The sequence below is a fragment of the Aeromonas media genome (assembly GCF_000819985.1).
Lineage (GTDB): Bacteria > Pseudomonadota > Gammaproteobacteria > Enterobacterales > Aeromonadaceae > Aeromonas > Aeromonas media.
Map to the genome: position 1 here is coordinate 19,523 of NZ_CDBZ01000209.1, position 19,437 is coordinate 38,959.

19 protein-coding genes are annotated in these 19,437 nt (G+C 61.9%); 18 read left to right on the forward strand and 1 reads right to left on the reverse strand.

Translation table 11 applies throughout. The annotated features are described in order from the left end of the window. Positions 1-12: 12 nt before the first annotated feature. The 18 genes from BN1127_RS18620 (at position 13) to BN1127_RS18705 (ending at position 17,544) form a co-directional block, all read left to right on the forward strand. On the forward strand, positions 13-1,227 hold the full coding sequence (locus BN1127_RS18620) for an IscS subfamily cysteine desulfurase (RefSeq protein WP_041205949.1): 1,215 nt from the start codon (positions 13-15) through the stop codon (positions 1,225-1,227). A gap of 54 nt (positions 1,228-1,281) precedes the next feature. Then, positions 1,282-1,665, forward strand: a complete 384-nt coding sequence (gene iscU, locus BN1127_RS18625) for a Fe-S cluster assembly scaffold IscU (RefSeq protein WP_005299770.1) — start codon at positions 1,282-1,284, stop codon at positions 1,663-1,665. A 15-nt stretch (positions 1,666-1,680) separates the two neighbouring features. After that, the gene (iscA, locus tag BN1127_RS18630) at positions 1,681-2,004 is read left to right on the forward strand and encodes an iron-sulfur cluster assembly protein IscA (RefSeq protein WP_005324290.1); all 324 of its coding nucleotides are present in this window, start codon (positions 1,681-1,683) and stop codon (positions 2,002-2,004) included. Between the two features lie 86 nt (positions 2,005-2,090). Further along, positions 2,091-2,609 carry a co-chaperone HscB gene (gene hscB, locus BN1127_RS18635; RefSeq protein ID WP_042650453.1) on the forward strand — a complete coding sequence of 173 codons (519 nt, stop codon included), beginning with the start codon at positions 2,091-2,093 and terminating at the stop codon, positions 2,607-2,609. Positions 2,610-2,637: 28 nt separating this feature from the next. Beyond that, positions 2,638-4,494 (forward strand): Fe-S protein assembly chaperone HscA, encoded by a 1,857-nt coding sequence (hscA, locus tag BN1127_RS18640; protein WP_042650454.1) that lies wholly within the window; start codon positions 2,638-2,640, stop codon positions 4,492-4,494. Between the two features lies 1 nt (position 4,495). Next, the gene (fdx, locus tag BN1127_RS18645) at positions 4,496-4,834 is read left to right on the forward strand and encodes an ISC system 2Fe-2S type ferredoxin (protein WP_005324284.1); all 339 of its coding nucleotides are present in this window, start codon (positions 4,496-4,498) and stop codon (positions 4,832-4,834) included. A gap of 159 nt (positions 4,835-4,993) precedes the next feature. Further along, entirely contained in the window at positions 4,994-6,298 is a 1,305-nt protein-coding gene (pepB, locus tag BN1127_RS18650) for an aminopeptidase PepB (RefSeq protein ID WP_042650455.1), read from the forward strand. Next, positions 6,295-7,587, forward strand: a complete 1,293-nt coding sequence (gene pepB, locus BN1127_RS18655) for an aminopeptidase PepB (protein ID WP_042650456.1) — start codon at positions 6,295-6,297, stop codon at positions 7,585-7,587. Before pepB (BN1127_RS18650) ends, pepB (BN1127_RS18655) begins: the two co-directional genes overlap by 4 nt. Positions 7,588-7,857: 270 nt before the next feature. Then, entirely contained in the window at positions 7,858-8,286 is a 429-nt protein-coding gene (gene ndk, locus BN1127_RS18660) for a nucleoside-diphosphate kinase (protein ID WP_005324280.1), read from the forward strand. A gap of 168 nt (positions 8,287-8,454) precedes the next feature. After that, positions 8,455-9,558: a dual-specificity RNA methyltransferase RlmN gene (rlmN, locus tag BN1127_RS18665; protein ID WP_041205947.1), complete on the forward strand. Its 1,104-nt coding sequence runs from the start codon at positions 8,455-8,457 to the stop codon at positions 9,556-9,558. A gap of 12 nt (positions 9,559-9,570) precedes the next feature. Then, positions 9,571-10,362: a PilW family type IVa pilus biogenesis/stability lipoprotein TapF gene (gene tapF, locus BN1127_RS18670; protein ID WP_082030168.1), complete on the forward strand. Its 792-nt coding sequence runs from the start codon at positions 9,571-9,573 to the stop codon at positions 10,360-10,362. Continuing rightward, positions 10,352-11,281 carry a RodZ domain-containing protein gene (locus tag BN1127_RS18675; protein ID WP_042650458.1) on the forward strand — a complete coding sequence of 310 codons (930 nt, stop codon included), beginning with the start codon at positions 10,352-10,354 and terminating at the stop codon, positions 11,279-11,281. The genes tapF and BN1127_RS18675 overlap by 11 nt, the downstream gene beginning before the upstream one ends. Before the next feature lie 10 nt (positions 11,282-11,291). Then, positions 11,292-12,407, forward strand: coding sequence for a flavodoxin-dependent (E)-4-hydroxy-3-methylbut-2-enyl-diphosphate synthase (gene ispG / locus BN1127_RS18680; protein ID WP_042650459.1), 1,116 nt, complete (start codon positions 11,292-11,294; stop codon positions 12,405-12,407). A 139-nt stretch (positions 12,408-12,546) separates the two neighbouring features. After that, positions 12,547-13,824, forward strand: coding sequence for a histidine--tRNA ligase (hisS, locus tag BN1127_RS18685; protein WP_042650460.1), 1,278 nt, complete (start codon positions 12,547-12,549; stop codon positions 13,822-13,824). Positions 13,825-13,827: 3 nt separating this feature from the next. Continuing rightward, positions 13,828-14,478: a YfgM family protein gene (locus BN1127_RS18690; protein ID WP_042650461.1), complete on the forward strand. Its 651-nt coding sequence runs from the start codon at positions 13,828-13,830 to the stop codon at positions 14,476-14,478. Then, complete coding sequence (bamB, locus tag BN1127_RS18695; RefSeq protein ID WP_042650462.1) at positions 14,471-15,655, forward strand: outer membrane protein assembly factor BamB; 1,185 nt, start codon at positions 14,471-14,473, stop codon at positions 15,653-15,655. Before BN1127_RS18690 ends, bamB begins: the two co-directional genes overlap by 8 nt. A gap of 74 nt (positions 15,656-15,729) precedes the next feature. After that, positions 15,730-17,226, forward strand: coding sequence for a ribosome biogenesis GTPase Der (der, locus tag BN1127_RS18700; protein ID WP_041205938.1), 1,497 nt, complete (start codon positions 15,730-15,732; stop codon positions 17,224-17,226). Positions 17,227-17,313: 87 nt separating this feature from the next. Further along, the gene (locus BN1127_RS18705) at positions 17,314-17,544 is read left to right on the forward strand and encodes a zinc ribbon domain-containing protein (RefSeq protein WP_042650463.1); all 231 of its coding nucleotides are present in this window, start codon (positions 17,314-17,316) and stop codon (positions 17,542-17,544) included. A 342-nt stretch (positions 17,545-17,886) separates the two neighbouring features. Here BN1127_RS18705 and mltF read toward each other — a convergent pair whose 3' ends face one another. Next, positions 17,887-19,380 carry a membrane-bound lytic murein transglycosylase MltF gene (gene mltF / locus BN1127_RS18710; protein WP_041205934.1) on the reverse strand — a complete coding sequence of 498 codons (1,494 nt, stop codon included), beginning with the start codon at positions 19,378-19,380 and terminating at the stop codon, positions 17,887-17,889. Positions 19,381-19,437: the final 57 nt, after the last annotated feature.

The window sequence follows — 19,437 nt, forward strand, 5'->3', positions numbered from 1 at the left end:
ACGGAGAAAAACATGAAACTGCCTATTTACCTTGATTATTCGGCAACCTGTCCGGTGGACCCGCGTGTCGCAGAAAAAATGATGCAGTGCCTCACCATGGACGGCCTGTTTGGCAATCCTGCCTCCCGCTCTCACCGTTTCGGCTGGCAGGCCGAAGAGGCGGTGGACCTGGCCCGTAATCAAGTGGCAGAGCTGATTGGTGCAGATCCTCGCGAGATCGTCTTCACCTCCGGCGCGACCGAATCCAACAACCTGGCCATCAAGGGCATAGCCCACTTCTATGCTGGCAAGGGCAAGCACATCATCACCTCCAAGACTGAACACAAGGCGGTGCTTGACACTTGCCGCCAGCTGGAGCGTGAAGGCTATGAGGTGACCTACCTCGAACCGATGCCAAACGGCCTGTTCACCCTGGAGCAGATCGAAGGTGCCCTGCGCGATGACACCATCCTGGTCAGCATCATGCATGTGAACAACGAGATCGGTGTGGTGCAGGATATCGCCGCCATCGGCGAGCTGTGCCGCTCCCGCAAGATCCTGCTGCACGTGGACGCGGTCCAGAGCGTGGGCAAGATCCCGGTGGACGTGGAAGCGTTGAAAGTGGATCTGCTCTCCATGTCCGCCCACAAGGTATACGGCCCCAAGGGGATCGGTGCCCTGTACGTGCGCCGCAAGCCCCGCGTACGCTTGGAAGCCCAGATGCACGGTGGCGGTCATGAGCGCGGCATGCGTTCCGGCACCCTGGCGACCCACCAGATCGTTGGCATGGGTGAGGCTTTCCGCATCGCCAAGGAAGAGATGGCGAGCGAGAGCCAGCACATCATGGCCCTGCGTCAGCGTCTGTGGAATGGCATCAAGAACATCGAAGAAGTCTATATCAACGGCGATCTGGACCAGCGCGTCCCGGGTAACCTGAACGTCAGCTTCGCCTATGTGGAAGGGGAATCCCTCATCATGGCGCTGAAGGATCTGGCTGTCTCTTCCGGTTCGGCCTGTACTTCGGCCAGCCTGGAGCCTTCCTACGTGCTGCGCGCCCTGGGCCTGAACGACGAGTTGGCACACAGCTCCATCCGCTTCAGCATCGGTCGCTTCACCACAGAGGAAGAGATCGACTACGCAATCAAGCTCATCTGCGACTCCATCGGTCGTCTGCGCGAGATGTCCCCCCTGTGGGAGATGTTCAAGGACGGCGTCGATCTGAACACGGTCGAATGGGCACATCACTGATCCTTGCCAGCGTGGCAAGTGTTTGGTGAACAACGGAATTAGCAGGAGTTAGATATGGCTTATAGTGAAAAAGTAATCGACCACTACGAGAATCCCCGCAACGTCGGTGGTTTTGACAAGAACGACCCCAGCATCGCGACCGGCATGGTCGGCGCCCCGGCCTGTGGCGACGTGATGAAGCTGCAACTGAAGATCAGCGACGACGGCATCATTGAAGACGCCAAGTTCAAGACCTACGGCTGTGGCTCCGCCATCGCCTCCAGCTCACTGGTGACCGAGTGGGTCAAGGGCAAGACCCTGGACGAAGCCGCCGGCATCAAGAACACCGACATCGCCGAAGAGCTGGCCCTGCCACCGGTGAAGATCCACTGCTCCATTCTGGCGGAGGATGCCATCAAGGCCGCCATCGCCGATTACAAGCAGAAGAAAGGTCTCTAAGGTCCGGAGAGCAGTATGGCCATTACCATGACAGACGCCGCAGCGGCACGGGTTTCCTCTTTCATAACCAACCGGGGCAAGGGCATAGGCCTGCGCCTCGGCGTTAAGACCACCGGCTGTTCTGGCCTTGCCTATGTGCTCGAGTTTGTGGATGAGCTGGCCGCTGAGGATCAGGTGTTCGAGCAGAACGGTGTCAAGATCATCGTCGATGCCAAGAGCCTGATCCATCTGGATGGCACCGAGCTGGACTTCGTCAAGGAGGGCCTCAACGAGGGCTTCCAGTTCAACAACCCGAACGCCAAGGGCGAGTGCGGTTGTGGCGAGAGCTTCAGCGTCTAATCGATGAAGCCGGCAGCCTGCTGCCGGCTTTGCCGTTCAAGATGGATGGTGAGCAAGGCACTAGCCTTCGAGTCTGAGGACACAGAATGAATCATTTCGAGCTGTTCGGGCTGGCAGAGGGCTTCGAGCTCGATACCCGCCAGCTGGCAGACACCTACCGCCAGTTGCAAACCCGGTTTCACCCCGATCGTTTTGCCACCGCCCCCGAGTGGGAGCAGTTGGCCGCGGTGCAGCATGCCGCCCAGATCAACGATGCCTTCACTACCCTCAAGTCCCCCCTGCGCCGAGCAGAATACCTGCTCTCCCTGCGCGGTACCGACATTCGAGGCGAGCAACAGACCCTGCAAGACACCTCTTTCCTGATGCAACAGCTGGAGTGGCGCGAGCGCCTGGCCGAGTTGAAAGGAGAAGCGGATCCTGAGGGGGCCATCGAAGATTTTCGTCGCGAGATCAGGCATGATCACCAGTCTCTGATGCAACGGCTGACCGATACCCTCACCGCGGGTGAAGATCTGGCGGCGGCCGATTGCGTGCGCAAACTCAAGTTTGTCGACAAGCTCCTCGAGGAGCTGGAACGATTCGAAGACTCGCTGTTCGAGTCTTGACCCTCTAACGCTGGAATTGTGATTACCCATGGCATTACTGCAAATCGCCGAGCCCGGCCAGAGCGCCGCGCCTCATCAGCACAAACGTGCCGTAGGCATCGATCTCGGCACCACCAACTCCCTGGTTGCCGCCGTACGCAGCGGCCAGGCCGACACCCTGTGTGACGAGCAGGGGCGCGATCTGCTGCCCTCTGTGGTGCACTATCAAGCTGGCCAGGACGCCGCCATCAGGGTGGGCTTTGACGCCAAGCGCGAAGCCGCCCTCGATCCCCACAACACCATCGTCTCGGTCAAACGGATGATGGGCAAGGCGCTGGCCGACATGGATACCCGTCAGCAGCCTTACGAGTTCGTGGCCGCCGACAACGGCATGCCCCAGATCCAGACCCGCCAGGGGCTGGTCAATCCGGTGCAGGTCTCGGCGGAGATCCTGAAAAAACTGGCCGAGCGCGGCGCCGCCTCCCTGGGGGGCGACCTCGACGGTGTGGTCATCACAGTGCCCGCCTATTTTGATGACGCCCAGCGCCAGGGCACCAAGGATGCGGCCCGTCTGGCCGGTCTGCACGTGCTGCGCCTGCTCAACGAGCCCACCGCCGCCGCCATCGCCTACGGCCTCGACTCCGGTCAGGAAGGGGTGATTGCCGTCTATGACCTCGGTGGCGGCACTTTCGACATCTCCATCCTGCGTCTGCATCGCGGGGTGTTCGAGGTGATGGCCACCGGCGGCGACTCGGCGCTGGGGGGCGATGACTTCGATCACCTGCTGGCGGACTGGATCAAGGCGCAGGCCGGTTTGAGTGGCCAGCTCGATGCCCGCACCCAGCGCGAGTTGCTGGACGTGGCGGCGGCGGTCAAGCACGGCCTGACGGATGCCGACCGCGTTGCCTGCTCCTTTGCCGGCTGGCAGGGGGAGGTGAGCCGCAGCCAGTTCGACGAGCTCATCCTGCCGCTGGTCAAGCGCACCCTGCTGGCCTGCCGCCGCGCCCTGCGCGATGCGGGGCTCGAGCAGATGGAAGTGCTGGAAGTGGTGATGGTGGGGGGCTCCACCCGGGTGCCGCTGGTGCGCGAGCTGGTGGGGGCGTTCTTCCAGCGTACGCCGCTCACCAGCATAGATCCGGACAAGGTGGTGGCCATCGGCGCCGCCATCCAAGCCGACATCCTGGTGGGCAACAAGCCCGATGCCGAGATGCTGCTGCTGGACGTGATCCCGCTCTCTCTGGGTCTTGAGACCATGGGGGGGCTTGCTGAGAAGGTGATCCCGCGCAACACCACCATACCGGTGGCCCGTGCCCAGGAGTTCACCACCTTCAAGGATGGCCAGACTGCCATGGCCATCCACGTGGTGCAGGGAGAACGCGAGCTGGTGGCGGATTGCCGCTCCCTGGCCCGCTTCACCCTGACCGGTATTCCGCCCATGGCGGCCGGTGCCGCCCACATTCGCGTCACCTTCCAGGTGGATGCGGACGGACTGCTGTCGGTCAGCGCCATGGAGAAATCCTCCGGCGTGCAGGCTGAGATCCAGGTCAAGCCCTCCTATGGCTTGGCGGAAGAGGACATCCTCAGCATGCTGAGCGCCTCCATCGCCAATGCCCAGCAGGACATGGATGCCCGCATGCTGGCGGAGCAGCAGGTGGAAGCCGATCGGGTGGTGGAGAGCCTCAATGCGGCGCTGGCCGCCGATGGCGAAGCGCTGCTCAATGCTGCCGAACGTGCCGAGATCGACGCCGCGATCACTCATCTGCTGGCCATGCGTGCCACAGGCACAACCAATCAAATCAAAGATGCCATCGAGGCGGCGGATGCCGTCAGTGGCGAGTTTGCGGCCCGTCGCATGGATGCGTCCATTCGCAAGGTGCTGACCGGCCAAAACGTCAACAAGGTGTAATATGCCAAAACTGATCATTCTGCCTCACCCCGAACTCTGTCCGGACGGCGCAGCCCTCGAGGGCGCGACCGGTGAGACCATACTGGACATCGCCCTGCGCAACGGCATCGAGATCGAGCATGCCTGCGAGAAGTCTTGTGCCTGTACCACTTGCCACTGCGTGGTGCGGGAGGGTTTTGACTCCCTCGAGCCGAGTGATGAGCTGGAAGACGACATGCTGGACAAGGCATGGGGACTGGAGCCGGAATCCCGCCTGAGTTGCCAGGCCCGTCTGGCGGATGAGGATCTGGTGGTGGAGCTGCCCAAGTACACCATCAACCTCGCCTCCGAGCGTCATTGATTGACCCGCTAATTACACATGAGTGAATTGCGCGTGCAGCATCTCATGGTGCAGTGATGATATGGTGAAGGCCGTACCCCTCGGGGGAACGGCCTTTTTTGTCTCCGTTACCCCGCGTTGTTAATGAATCGTGCCAAGAAGAAAAGGAAGCAAGAGAAAATGGCTGACATGATGAAGGTACTGTTATCCGCCCAGGCTGCTGCCGCCCACTGGGGTGAAGGCGCCCTGCTCAGTTTCAGCGGTGAGGAGACCCTGATCCACCTGGGTTCCACCGTCTTGCAGCAGGATATCCTGCGCACCGTTCAGCGTGCGGCTCGCCGACTCGAATCGAGCGGCATCAAGCGGGTGAGCCTGGTCGGTGAGGGTTGGGATCTGGAGCGCCGTTACGCCTTCGCCCAGGGCTTCTATGCCGCCAAGGGGCAGCGTGAACTGGACTTCGGCGAGCAGAGCGCAGCGGATGCCCTTGAGCTGGAGGCGCTGGTCAAGGCTACCCGCTGGGTGCGCGAGGTGACCAACGGTTGCCCGGAAGAGATCTACCCCATGAGCCTGGCGGAGTCCGCCCTGCTGCTGATCCGCGGCCTGGGTGGCGATCAGGTCACCGCCCGCATCACCGCAGGCGAAGCTCTGCGCGAGGCCGGCCATATCGGGATCTGGTCGGTGGGCCGCGGCAGCGAGCGCGAGCCCGTGCTGCTGGAGCTGGACTACAACCCGACCGGGGATCGCAACGCCCCCGTGGTGGCGGCTCTGGTGGGCAAGGGCATCACCTTCGACTCCGGTGGCTACTCCATGAAGTCCTCTGACAACATGCTGCCGATGAAGTCCGACATGGGTGGAGCCGCCATGGTGACCGGCGCCCTGGCGCTCGCCATCAGCCGCGGTCTGGACAAGCGGGTGAAGCTCATTCTCTGCTGCGCCGAGAACCTGGTCTCCGGCCACGCCTTCAAGCTCGGTGACATCCTCACCTACAAGAACGGCATCTCGGTGGAGATCCAGAACACCGATGCGGAAGGGCGCCTGGTGCTGGCCGATGGCCTGCTGGCAGCCTCCGACAGCGGCGCCGCCCACATTCTCGATGCCGCCACCCTGACCGGCGCCGCCAAGACCGCGCTGGGCCGCGACTACAATGCCGTGTTTGCCCTGGACGAGTGCGAGCAACAGCGCGCTCTGGCCGCCGCGAAAGCCGAGCAGGAGAAGGCCTGGCCGCTGCCGCTGGAACCCTGGCATGTGGGGCAGCTCACCTCGGCCTTCGCCGAGCTGGGTAACGTCGCCTCCGCCGAAGGCACCGCCGGGGCCACCACGGCCGCCGCGTTCTTGTCGCGCTTCGTGCGTGACGAGGGCAAGGGCTGGGTGCACCTGGATCTCGCCGCCTCTTATCAAAAATCGGGCAACGATCTCTGGGCGACCGGTGCCAAGGGTCACGGTCTGCGCACCATCGCACGCTGGCTGCAGGAGGTGACTGCATGAATGTCTGGTTAAGTCGTGAATTTGCACCAGCCGAGTGGGGTGAGGGGGCGCTGCTCTCCCACCGTGCCGATGGCATGGTGATCCACCTGGTGACGGCGTCCCCCTTGCTGGACATCCAGCAGGCGGCCCGCCGTCTCTGCGGTCAGGGGATCCAGACGGTCGCCCTGTGCGGTCACTGGGAGCGCGAGCAGCAGTGGGCCTTCGCCCAGGGGCTGCAGACCCCCAAGGCCGAGGTGGAGCTGCAGTGGGCGACCTCGTCCGAAGAGGACAGGGAGGAGCTGGAGGCGCGCTGGCTGTGCGGGCGCTGGGTGCGCGAGATGACCAATGCCACCCCGGAACAGCTGGGGCCGCTGGAGCTGGCGGTGGAGGCGGCAGCTTTCATCACCGAGCTGGCACCGGACAGGATCAGCCATCGCATCCTCAAGGGTGAAGCCTTGCAGCAGGCGGGTTGGGTCGGTCTCTATCAGGTTGGCCGCGGCAGCGATCGCGAACCCGTGATGCTGGAGCTGGACTACAACCCCACCGGGGATCGCAACGCCCCCGTGGCGGCGGCCCTGGTAGGCAAGGGCATCACCTTCGACTCCGGCGGCTACTCCATGAAAACCTCCCAGGGCATGCTCACCATGAAGCATGACATGGGGGGGGCGGCCATCGTCACCGGCGCCCTGGCGCTGGCCATACTGCGCGGCCTCGACAAGCGGGTGAAGCTCATTCTCTGCTGCGCCGAGAACCTGGTCTCCGGTCACGCCTACAAGCTGGGTGATATCCTCACCTACAAGAACGGCACCACGGTCGAGATCGTCAACACCGACGCCGAGGGGCGCCTGGTGCTGGCCGACGGTCTGCAGCTCGCCGGGGAGTCCGGCGCACCGCTCATCATCGACGCCGCCACCCTGACCGGGGCCGCCGTGATGGCGCTGGGGGGGCGCTACAACGCCCTGTTCGGCCTCGACAAGGGATTGGTGAGCCGTGCTATGGCCTATTCGGATGCGGAGCAGGAGCCAGCCTGGCCGCTGCCGCTGGAACCTTGGCACCGCCAGCAGTGCCCGTCCCACTACGCCGATACGGCCAACAGCCGTCCGGTGCCGGGCGGTGGCCCGGGCGGCGCCTCCAACGCGGCGGGTTTCCTCTCCCGCTTCGTCGGCAATGAAGGGCGGGGCTGGCTGCACGTGGATCTGGCCGCCTGTTTCAGCGAGAACGGTGACAACCTCTGGGCCCCCGGGGCCAACACCCTGGGGATGCGCACCATCGCCCATACCCTGCTGGCGGAGACGCGCCGAGGGGCATGACAAGGCGAAAGGGCACCTCGGGGTGCCCTTTTCAACGGTGCTGGTTATATGAGCAATAGATAGGGTTTTAGCGGGTTAGCGTGACTATCGTGCACAAGCGCACATTTTTTCTCAGTGCCATGGCACAAGATGAGTCACCATGTTGTTTCAAGGAATTTTTTGTTTAATAAAAAGTTGCTATTTTGTGTGTTATTTCGGTTTTTGTTTACGTATAATCGCCGCCGAACATGGATTCCTACAATAAAACTCTGTAGTTAAGGAAAGAACTCAATGGCTATCGAACGTACCTTCTCTATCGTCAAGCCGGACGCGGTCAGCAAGAACCTGATCGGTGCCATCTACAGCCGCTTCGAGAGCGCCGGCCTGAAAGTGGTCGCCGCCAAGATGCTGCACCTGAGCAGCGAGCAGGCCGCCGGTTTCTACGCCGAACACCAGGGCAAGCCTTTCTATGATGGACTGGTTGCTTTCATGACCTCTGGCCCCGTCATGGTACAGGTGCTCGAAGGGGAAGACGCCATTCGCCGTCATCGCGAAATCATGGGCGCCACCAACCCGAAAGAGGCCCTGGCCGGCACCCTGCGCTCCTGCTATGCCGAGAGCATCGATCGCAACGCCGTGCACGGTTCCGATGCCCCGGCCTCTGCCGCCCGTGAAATCGCCTACTTCTTCTCCGACGCCGAGATCTGCCCACGCGGCTGATTTTCGTCAGAAGATCATCAAGGGAGCCTCGGCTCCCTTTTGTTTTTTGGTCATTCGGTCAATATCCTCTTATTCTCCAGGTGGAAAGGCAGACCCATTATTTGTACAATGCCGCCCCCTGACGTAGGTCAGCCGATAATTTATGAAGTGTGTGAGCTGAGGCCCTTGATGAGCGAAACAAAAACCAACCTGCTGGATCTCGATCGGGATGCCATGCGTGCCTTCTTCGTCGAGCTGGGCGAGAAGCCGTTCCGGGCAGATCAGATAATGAAGTGGATCTACCACTCCGGTTGTGATGACTTCGATCAGATGAGCAACGTCAACAAGGCGTTGCGTGAGCGTCTCAAGGCCATTGCCGAGATCCGAGCCCCCGAGATCAGCCGTGAACAACGCTCCGCGGATGGCACCATCAAGTGGGCCCTGCAGGTCGGGGATCAGGAAGTCGAGACCGTCTACATCCCGGAGGCGGATCGGGCGACCCTCTGTGTCTCCTCCCAGGTCGGCTGCGCCCTGGCGTGCACCTTCTGCTCCACCGCCCAGCAAGGTTTCAACCGCAACCTGAAGGTCTCCGAGATCATCGGCCAGGTCTGGCGTGCCGCCAAGGTGGTGGGCGGCAAGCGCCCCATCACCAACGTGGTGATGATGGGCATGGGCGAGCCGCTGCTGAATCTCGCCAACGTGGTGCCGGCCATGAGCCTGATGATGGATGACTTTGGTTTTGGTATCTCCAAGCGCCGCGTCACCCTCTCCACCTCCGGCGTGGTGCCGGCGCTGGACATGCTGGGCGACCAGATCGACGTGGCGCTGGCCATCTCGTTGCATGCACCGAATGACAAGCTGCGCTCCGAGATCATGCCGATCAACGACAAGTACAACATCGAGGCCTTCCTGGCGGGGGTGCGCCGCTATCTGGCCAAGTCCAACGCCAATGGCGGCCGGGTGACGGTGGAATATGTGCTGCTCGATCATATCAATGACGACATGCAGCATGCCCACGAGCTGGCGCAGGTACTCAAAGATACCCCTTGCAAGGTCAACCTGATCCCCTTCAACCCCTTCCCGGGCAATCCGTTTGGCAAGCCGAGCAACAGTCGCATCGACCGCTTCTCCAAGGTGCTGATGGAATACGGTATGACCGTCATCGTCCGCAAGACCCGCGGGGATGACATCGATGCGGCCTGTGGCCAGCTGGTGGGGGAGGTGATCGACCGCACCAAGCGCACCATGAAAAATCGGATGCAACAGGATGGGATTTCCGTCAAAATGGTTTAACTCGCTAAGCCATTGTATAGACAGGAAATGGATATCCGTACATTGATCGTAGTGGCAGCGCTCTGCGCGCTGCCTGGCTGTGTCACCGAGACCACTTACGCTGGCCAGAATTCTACCCAGCGTGAAGTGGGTCCCGACTTCAAGGCGGCTGCCCAGACCCGCCTCGATCTGGGTATTCAATATCTGCGTCAGGGCAATGCCGAACAGGCCAAGTTCAACCTCGATCGGGCCCTCCAGTACGACCCCAGCAACCCTCAGGTGTATATCGGCTTCGCCTATTTCTACCAGCAGGTATCCGATTTCAAGGCGGCCGAAGAGAATTACAAGAAGGCACTGGCCATGGATCCGACCAACGCTGACGCGATGAACAACTACGGTGCCTTCCTGTGCAACCGTGGGCGCTTCGACGAGGCGGAGAAGGCATTCCTGCAGGCGGTCAGCCAGCCGGATTACATCAAGATCGCCGATACCTACGAGAATGCGGCGCTCTGCTCGATGCAAAATCACAGAAATGACAAGGCCAACGAGTACTATCGTCTGGCCTTGGGGTATAATCCCCGCAATCCAAGGTTATTGCTGGACATGGCCGAGCTTTCCATGAAAGATGGCAAGCTGCCTGATGTGCAGTCTTACCTCGCGCGTTTCGCCGACGTGGCAGACGAGAACGAGGAGAGCCTCTGGCTCCGGCTGAGGCTTGCCCAGGCCATGGACAAACCGGCATTACTTCACCAATTCGGGACTGAGCTGGTAAGGCAATATCCCACTTCGCAACAAGCCAAGCGTTACTTAGCCAATGACTACTGAACAGCCACACGATTTCCAAGACGACTCCCAGGCAGTTGGCCCAGGCCAGCTGCTGCGCAACGCCCGTGAACAGCTCGGCTGGACACGAGAGCAGGTTGCGTCCCGCATTCACCTTCGTCTGACCCTGATCGCCGCTATCGAATCGGATACCTACGACAAGCACACGTCCCATACCTTCATTCGGGGCTATCTGCGTACTTATGCCAAGCTGGTCGGCATTCCCGAGGAAACCATACTCGCGGCCTACGACAAGCTGGGGCTGACGCCGCCCGATAACATCGACATGCAGAGCTTCTCCCGCCGCTCCCGCCAGCAAGCCAACGACAGTCGGCTCAAGGTGGTGACCTGGCTGGTGATCCTGGTACTGATTGCGCTCTCCATCGCCTGGTGGTGGCAGAGTACAGCACGTCGCTCCGCCGGGGATGAAGCCCTTGCGGCGAGCGAGATGGGCACGGACCCGACCGCGTCGGTCGCCAACGTGACGCCTACGGTGGACGTGGCCGACCCCGTGTTGCCCGTGGCCTCCGATGCCGTGGCGACTGAGCCTGCGGTGAGTGACGCCGCCGCCACAGCACCGGATGTCGTTGCCGCGACCAGCGCCGCCCTGTCTACCGAGGCCTCGGCAGCAGAGGCGACCCTGGCGCCGGCAGAGACGGTCGCCACCGAACCTGGCAAGGCGCCCCAGCTCAAGATGAGCTTCACCGCCGACTGCTGGCTGGATGTCAAGGATGCCAACGGCAAGACCCTGTTCAGCGGTCTGAAGAAGGCGAACGACGAGCTTGTGCTGGAAGGACCCGAGCCACTCAGATTCATCATTGGCGCGCCCATGGCGGTCAATCTCGAATACCAGGGCAAGTCCTTCGACATGAGCCGTTACAACAACGGCCGGACTGCTCGCTTCTCACTGCCGCAGGAGTAATCTGTCCGCCATGTCCGCTCACGAATCCCCCATTATTCGTCGTCAATCCAGGCAGATCATGGTCGGCAACGTGCCGGTTGGGGGCAATGCCCCCATCACGGTGCAAACCATGACCAACACCAAGACTACCGATGTTGCCGCCACCGTCGAGCAGATCCAGCGGATCGAGCGGGTCGGTGCTGACATAGTCCGGGTCTCGGTGCCCACCATGGAAGCGGCGGAAGCCTTCCGGCTCATCAAGCAGCAGACCCGCATTCCCATCGTCGCCGACATCCACTTCGACTACCGTATCGCTCTGAAAGTGGCCGAGTACGGTGCTGACTGCCTGCGCATCAACCCGGGCAACATCGGCAACGAAGAGCGGGTGCGCGCCGTGGTCGACTGTGCCCGCCATTACAACATTCCGATCCGCATCGGCGTTAACGGCGGCTCTCTGGAACGTGACATCCAGGAAAAGTATGGCGAACCGACCCCGGAAGCCCTGCTCGAGTCGGCCATGCGCCACGTGGATTACCTGGATCGCCTCAACTTTGAGAACTTCAAGGTGAGCGTCAAGGCCTCCGACGTCTTCCTGGCGGTCGGTGCCTATCGCCTGCTGGCCAAGCAGATCGACCAGCCGCTGCACCTGGGGATCACCGAGGCGGGCGGATTCCGTGCCGGCGCGGTGAAGTCCGCCATCGGGCTCGGCATGCTGCTGGCCGATGGCATAGGCGACACCATTCGCATCTCCCTGGCCGCCGATCCGGTGGAAGAGGTGAAGGTGGGTTTCGACATTCTCAAGTCCCTGCGCATCCGCTCCCGCGGCATCAACTTCATCGCCTGTCCATCCTGCTCCCGTCAGGAGTTCGATGTGATAGGGACGGTGAACGCCCTGGAAGAGCGGCTGGAGGACATCATCACCCCGATGGACGTCTCCATCATCGGCTGCGTGGTCAACGGTCCGGGCGAGGCCCTGGTCTCGGATCTAGGCCTTGCCGGTGCTGCCAACAAGAGTGCCTTCTATGAAGGGGGCCAGCGGGTCGACAGGCTCGACAACAAGGATCTCATCCCCGTGCTGGAGCGCCGCATCCGCGCCCGGGCGGCCATGCTGGATCCCGCCAACCAGATCCAGGTGGACAAAGGTTGAACCATGAAGGGGCCACCTGGGGTGGCCCCGGCTTTAGGTTGTTGATTTTACATCCCGCATCCGGGCACCCTGATTTTACCTCGGGGCCGAAAATCCCTATAATGCGGCCAAATTTTACCTCTTTTTCTCGAGTATCAACGTGGCAAAACAGATCCAAGCTATTCGCGGTATGAATGATTGCCTGCCGGAGCAGAGCCCGGTATGGCAGAAAGTGGAACAGATCCTGCGCCAGGTCGTCGCCAGCTACGGCTACAGCGAAGTGCGCATGCCCATCGTCGAGCAGACCCATCTGTTCAAGCGCGCCATCGGTGAAGTGACCGACGTGGTCGAAAAAGAGATGTACACCTTTGAAGACCGTAACGGCGACAGCCTGAGCCTGCGCCCGGAAGGGACAGCCAGCTGCGTGCGTGCCGGTATCGAGCACGGCCTGCTCTACAACCAGGAACGCCGGATGTGGTACATGGGCCCCATGTTCCGTCACGAGCGTCCCCAGAAGGGCCGTTATCGCCAGTTCCATCAGTTCGGTGTCGAGCTGTTTGGCATCAACGGGCCGGACATCGATGCCGAGCTGATCATGCTGACCCACCGTCTGTGGCGCCTGTTCGGCATCAGCGATCATGTCACCCTGCAGCTCAACACGCTCGGTCAGAGTGAAGAGCGCGCCGCCTACCGCGATGCCCTGGTCGCCTACCTGGAGCAGTACAAGAGCGAGCTGGACGAAGAGAGCCAGCGCCGCATGTACAGCAACCCGCTGCGGGTGCTCGACTCCAAGGACGAAAAAGTGCAGGCCATCCTGGTGGGTGCGCCCCGTCTGTTCGATCACCTGGGCGAAGAGAGCCTGGCCCACTTCGAGGGGCTCAAGCGCTTGCTCGAGTCCGCCGGTATCCAATACGAGGTGAATGAGCGTCTGGTGCGCGGCCTCGACTACTACAACCTCACCGTGTTCGAGTGGGTGACCAACAGCTTGGGTGCCCAGGGCACCGTCTGTGCCGGTGGTCGTTACGACGGCCTGGTGGAGCAGCTCGGCGGTCAGGCGACCCCGGCCGTGGGCTTTGCCATGGGCATGGAACGTCTAGTGCTGATGCTCGACACCCTCGAGCTCAACGCCGATATCCGCCCGGCGGTGGATGTCTATCTGGCCATGGTGGGCGAGGGGACAGAGCAGGCTGGTTTCCAGCTTGCCGAGCGGCTGCGCGACGCCCTGCCGGACCTGCGTCTGATGAGCCACTGCGGCGGCGGCAACTTCAAGAAACAACTCAAGCGTGCCGACAAGAGCGGCGCGGCCATTGCCCTGATCCTCGGCGAGACCGAGGTGCAAAGCGGGGAGATCACCATCAAATATCTGCGTGGCCAGGCCGAGCAACAGACCGTCTCGGTCGATGCCGCCATCGCCCTGCTGGCAGCTAAAGGAGAGTAAGCTGTGGAAGTGTATACCACTGAAGAACAACAGGTTGAGGTCATCAAGAGCTGGTGGAAAGAGAACGGCACCTCGGTACTCGCCGGGACCGTGATCGGTCTGGTCGGCCTCTTTGGCTGGCGTTACTACAACGAGCTGCAGCAGACCAACCAGGAAGCCGCCTCCCAGGCTTACAACGCCATGACAGCCCAGCTCGCCAAGGGTGACGATGCCGCCCTTGAGCAGGCCAAGAGCTTCATCAGCGCCCATCAGGGCGACGCCTATGCGGAGCTGGCCGCCCTGCAACTGGCCGCGGCTGCGGTCAAGGCGGGCAAGCTGGATCTGGCTGCCGAGCAGCTGACCCTGGTGGCCGCGAGTGGCGACGAGAGCATCAAGCCCATCGCCGCCCTGCGCCTGGCCCGGGTGCTCAAGGATCAGGGCAAGGCTGACGAGGCTCTGGCCCAGCTTGGCAAGATCAACAACGATGCCTTCAAGGCCCAGGTAGCGGAAGTGCGTGGTGATGTGCTGCTGGGTCAGGGCAAGCCCGAAGAGGCGCGCGATGCCTATCAGGTGGCGGCCGATGCCGGCGGCCTGCAGAGCAGCGCCGAGCTCAAGCTGAAGATGGACGATCTGGCGCTGCCAGCGGTGACAGCGGGTGAGGCTCCGGATGCGTAATCTGTACAAGAAAATGGCGCTGGGGGTGGCAGTTTCCCTGGCCCTGCAGGGCTGCTCCCTGTTCAGTTCCGAGGAAGACTTGACCCCGATGGCGCCCCTGCCCGTGGTCGAGTCCGCCTTCACGGCCGACACGGTCTGGTCTTCCTCCGTCGGCGATGGCATCGGTGATTTCTACTCCCAGTTGCAACCCGTGGTGGAAGAGGATCACATCTATGCCGCCGCCCGTGATGGCGACGTGACCGCCTTCGATCGCAACAGTGGCGAGACCCTGTGGAGCGTGGATCTGGCGGATCTGCCCATCAACGCCGACAAACGCAGCGCCCGTCTCTCCGGCGGTCTGGTCTCGCGCTATGGCAAGTTGTTCCTCGGCTCCGAGAACGGGGTGGTCTACGCCCTGAACGAAGCGAACGGGGAAGTGCTGTGGCAGACCACTGTCCCCGGTGAAGTGGTGGCGAGCCCCGCCGTCGAAGATGGTCGCGTGGTGGTACTGACCACCTCGGGTCGTCTGGTGGCGCTCGACACCGATGAGGGCAAGTTGCAGTGGACCCTGTCCGAAGAGCAGCCGCCCCTGACTCTGCGCAGTGCCGGGACCCCGGTCATCACCAATGGCGCCGTGCTCTATGGCCGTGCCGATGGCAAGGTGGGCATCGCCCTGCTGAGCAACGGCCAGCCGGTGCGCCAGTCCAAGGTGGCTGACCCGCGCGGCGCCACCGAGCTGGACCGCATGGTCGACGTGGACGCCAGCCCGCTGATTGCCGGTGATGAGCTCTACGCCATCGCCTACAATGGCCAGCTGATGGCCCGCAAGCTGATGACCGGTGACGAGGTGTGGAAGCGCAAGTATTCCGGCTACCGCGACATGGCGGTGACCGGCAATGCCATCGTGCTGACCGATAACCGCAGCCATCTGTTTGCGGTCGATCGTCGCAATGGACTCGAGCTGTGGTCCAACACCCAGCTGGAAAACCGCACCGTGACCGCCCCCGTCGTCCTGGGTGACTATGTGGTGGTCGGCGATGTGGAAGGCTACCTGTATTGGCTGGATCGTACCGACGGGTCCATCAAGGCCATGCAGCAGCTCGACAGCAGTGGTCTCTATGCCGCGCCCTTGGTGGACGGTGACACCCTGTATGTGCAGAGCCGTGGCGGCAAGTTGTACGCAATCAAGCGTCCCTGATCGCCCGTCAATCTGAATATCCGGCTCCTGGTCTTCGGACCCGGAGCCTTTGTCGTCTTGAGAATGAGGCTTTTATGACTCCTGTAGTAGCCCTGGTGGGCCGCCCCAACGTGGGGAAATCCACCCTGTTTAACCGCCTGACCCGTACCCGGGATGCCTTGGTTGCCGATTTCCCCGGCCTGACCCGGGATCGTAAATACGGCCAGGCGAAGTTGGGCGAGCTGGAATTTATCGTGGTCGATACCGGCGGTATCGATGGCACCGAGGAGGGGATCGAGCTGAAGATGGCCGAGCAGTCCCTGTTGGCCATCGAGGAAGCTGATGTGGTGCTGTTCATGGTGGATGCCCGTGCCGGTTTGACCGCAGCGGATCAGGCCATCGCCGAGCACCTGCGCAAGACCCACAAGAAGGTGTTCCTGGTCGCCAACAAGACCGATGGCATCGACGGTGACTCCGCCGTGTCCGAGTTCTACGGTCTGGCGCTGGGGGAGGTCTACCAGATCGCCGCCGCCCATGGCCGTGGCGTGTTGAGCCTGCTGGAGCTGGCGCTGGCTCCCCACCTTGAGACCCTGGTCGAGGCCGCCGAAGAAGAGACGCAGGAAGAGGAGGACTTCGACGAAGAAGCCCTGCTGCGCATGGTGGCCGCCGGTGATCTCGACACCCGGGAAGACACCAAGGAGACCCCGTTTGCCGACCTGCCCATCAAGTTCGCCATCGTCGGTCGCCCCAACGTCGGCAAGTCGACCCTGACCAACCGCATGCTGGGTGAAGACCGGGTCATCGTCTATGACATGCCGGGTACCACCCGCGACTCCGTCTACATCCCCATGGAGCGTGACGAGCAGAAGTACGTGGTCATCGACACCGCCGGCGTGCGCCGTCGTGGCAAGGTGCACGAGACGGTGGAGAAGTTCTCCGTCATCAAGACGCTCAAGGCGATTGAAGATGCCAACGTCTGCCTGCTGGTGATCGACGCGCGCGAGACCATCACGGATCAGGACTTGAGCATCCTTGGCTTCGTCCTCCACAGCGGCCGCTCCGTGGTGCTGGTGGTGAACAAGTGGGACGGTCTGGATCAGAAGGTGAAAGAGGACGTCAAGAACGAGCTGGACCGTCGTCTGGGCTTCATCGATTTCGCCCGCGTCCACTTCATCTCCGCCCTGCACGGTAGCGGTGTCGGCCATCTGTTCGAGTCCATCAACGAGGCTTACCAGTCCGCCACCCGTCGTACCAGCACCGCCATGCTGACCCGCATCATGCAGATGGCGCAGGAAGACCACCAGCCACCGATGGTGAATGGTCGCCGCGTCAAGCTCAAGTATGCCCACGCCGGTGGCTACAACCCGCCGCGCATCGTGATCCACGGCAACCAGCTGAACGACTTGCCGGACTCCTACAAGCGGTATCTCATCAACTACTTCCGCAAGTCCCTAAAGATCATGGGGACCCCGATCAGGGTCGAGTTCCAGGAATCGGTCAACCCGTTCGAGGGCAAGAAGAACACCCTGACTCTGAGCCAGGAGCGGCAACGGGATCGCCTGCTCAAGGCGAAGAACAAGAGCAAGAAATAAGCCCTGACGGCTGCCCCGGTGGCAGCCGTTTTTTTATCTGCAAGATGAGAGGTGAGCCCAGCGCTCATGCCCTGAGAGGAGATGACCATGAGTCTCTTGACATGCCCGGCCTGCCACGCCGAGCTGGACAGCCGCAGTGCGGAGGCGAGCTGCGGCCAGTGCCATGCCAACTATCGGATCCGGGCGCTGTGCCCTACCTGCCAGCATGAGCTTGAACGGCTCAGGGCATGTGGCGCCGTGGATTACTTCTGCCACCACTGCAACAGCCTCATCTCCAAACGTACTGTCCAGTTTGAGCTGACGCCGGTCGAGGCATAAAAAGGCATTAAAAAACCCGGCCTTGGCCGGGTTTATGCTGTGTGCTCCGCAATCAGCAAGGTGTAGGAGCGGTTTCGGTGCCATATCTTGCGTTTCATGTCGGCCAGTTTCAGCTTGCGTCTGGGGCTCCAGGCGCATCTGGTCTTTCTGGTCAACGTGGCTCTTCTGCGTGTTCGCATCTGGTTTTCCTCCCTGGTCATCCCGGCGACGCTGACAGCCCTGACATAGGGGGCCATCGGTGTCGCAAGTTGATGAATATATTGCAACAAGCCTCTCTCAGACAGGCTTGGGTCTGGGAGGATGGTAACAGAGAATTTCCCCAGACGACACACCCGGCAGGGCTCAGGGGGTGATGATCTGCTTGACCACTTCGGCGATGATGGCGGGGCGCTCTGCCGGGGCGGCCGGCTCGCTGCCGTCGTCCTCGTCCAGGGTTTCGCGGCGATGAGCCTTCTGTTGCTCGTTGTCGAGCCACAGCAGGCTCTGGTAGTACTGGCGCACGTTGTTGACATAGTTGCGCGCCTCGCCACCCCGGGCATAGCCATAGCGTACCTTGCGATGCCAGCGTGACTGCTGCAGCAGGGGCAGCACCTCTTTCACGTCCCCCCAGGCATCGGGGTTCTTGCCGAGCTCCTTGGTCAGGCGACGGGCATCCATCATGTGGCCATAGCCGATGTTGTAGGCGGTGAGGGCAAACCACACCTTCTCGTCGGCCGGTACCGAGTCGGGCACCTTCTCCATCATCTCCTGCAGGTAGCGGGCGCCCCCCTTGATGCTCTCCTCCGGGTGCAGCCTGTCATTCACCCCCATCGCCTTGGCGGTAGGGCCGGTGAGCATCATCATGCCGCGCACCCCGGTGTAGGAGCGAGCCTGAGGATCCCAGTGGGACTCCTGATAGCTGATGGCGGCCAGCAGGCGCCAGTCGATCTCCTTGGCGTGAGTCTGGAACAGATCCTGGTACTTGGGCAGCAGGCTCTTGGCCCGCTGCAGGAAGGTGCGGGTGTCGACGAAATCGAAGTTCTGCACGTGGCCAAAGTACTTTTCGTCGAGCTTGGCGATGGAGCCATCCATGAAGCGCTGACCGAAGAAGTCGATGATGCTGGCATAGAGGCTGTCATCGGGCAGCTTGGTCATGGCCCAGGCCACGGTCTGCTTGCTGGCGAGGGTCAGCCCCTCGGTGAGCTCGGGGTAGTAACGCTGGGTGCGGGCCAGTACGGTGTCCTGCACCACTGTGTAGTCCACCTCGCCGTCGGCGACCTGCTTGAGCAGCTCCTCCACATCGGCATCGCGGTTGATGCGCCAGTTCAGATTGGGGTACTGGCTGGCCATCTCCTTCATCAGGTCCTCACCGGTGGAGCCGGCAGGCACCACTATGGTGCCCTTGATGTCGCCGAGATCTTTGGGCCTGGGGGAGCCGTTGCGATAGACCAGCTTGGGGGATACCTGGTAGAAGCCCGGGCCGAAGCGAAACAGCTTGCGTCGCTCCGGAGTCACGACGATGGCGGCGGCGGCGAGATCCAGCTTGCCCTTTTGCAGTTGCTCGACCAGCTCGGCGGTGGAGTAGGCCGGGACTATGGTCAGCTTGACCCCCAGCCAGTCGGCATAGTGCTGCGCCAGCTCGTAATCGAACCCCTGGGCGGTGTCGTCGCGCTGGTAATAGGAGGTGGGACCATAAAGGGTGCCAACACGGATCTCGCCCCGTTGGCGGATCTGCTCCAGCTGGCTGGAGGGGGAATAGAAGTCACAGCCGGCCAGGGCCAGCGTCAACAACATCCCGATAAACAGTCGAAAAATGCAGCGCAAGTAGGTGAGTACCCTTGTTGAAAAAATCGGCATTTGTCAAAAAAGAGGCACCTTTATACCAGAGACGGTGGAGGGAGTCACATCGTGGGA

Bases quoted from the DNA above. Each gene is read 5' to 3' on its own strand.
- mltF (WP_041205934.1), bottom strand. From the start codon at position 19,380: ATGCCGATTTTTTCAACAAGGGTACTCACCTACTTGCGCTGCATTTTT.
- bamB (WP_042650462.1), top strand. From the start codon at position 14,471: ATGCGTAATCTGTACAAGAAAATGGCGCTGGGGGTGGCAGTTTCCCTG.
- ndk (WP_005324280.1), top strand. From the start codon at position 7,858: ATGGCTATCGAACGTACCTTCTCTATCGTCAAGCCGGACGCGGTCAGC.
- hscB (WP_042650453.1), top strand. From the start codon at position 2,091: ATGAATCATTTCGAGCTGTTCGGGCTGGCAGAGGGCTTCGAGCTCGAT.
- pepB (WP_042650456.1), top strand. From the start codon at position 6,295: ATGAATGTCTGGTTAAGTCGTGAATTTGCACCAGCCGAGTGGGGTGAG.
- BN1127_RS18620 (WP_041205949.1), top strand. From the start codon at position 13: ATGAAACTGCCTATTTACCTTGATTATTCGGCAACCTGTCCGGTGGAC.
- rlmN (WP_041205947.1), top strand. From the start codon at position 8,455: ATGAGCGAAACAAAAACCAACCTGCTGGATCTCGATCGGGATGCCATG.
- BN1127_RS18675 (WP_042650458.1), top strand. From the start codon at position 10,352: ATGACTACTGAACAGCCACACGATTTCCAAGACGACTCCCAGGCAGTT.
- der (WP_041205938.1), top strand. From the start codon at position 15,730: ATGACTCCTGTAGTAGCCCTGGTGGGCCGCCCCAACGTGGGGAAATCC.
- pepB (WP_042650455.1), top strand. From the start codon at position 4,994: ATGGCTGACATGATGAAGGTACTGTTATCCGCCCAGGCTGCTGCCGCC.
- hscA (WP_042650454.1), top strand. From the start codon at position 2,638: ATGGCATTACTGCAAATCGCCGAGCCCGGCCAGAGCGCCGCGCCTCAT.
- fdx (WP_005324284.1), top strand. From the start codon at position 4,496: ATGCCAAAACTGATCATTCTGCCTCACCCCGAACTCTGTCCGGACGGC.
- iscA (WP_005324290.1), top strand. From the start codon at position 1,681: ATGGCCATTACCATGACAGACGCCGCAGCGGCACGGGTTTCCTCTTTC.
- BN1127_RS18705 (WP_042650463.1), top strand. From the start codon at position 17,314: ATGAGTCTCTTGACATGCCCGGCCTGCCACGCCGAGCTGGACAGCCGC.
- ispG (WP_042650459.1), top strand. From the start codon at position 11,292: ATGTCCGCTCACGAATCCCCCATTATTCGTCGTCAATCCAGGCAGATC.
- iscU (WP_005299770.1), top strand. From the start codon at position 1,282: ATGGCTTATAGTGAAAAAGTAATCGACCACTACGAGAATCCCCGCAAC.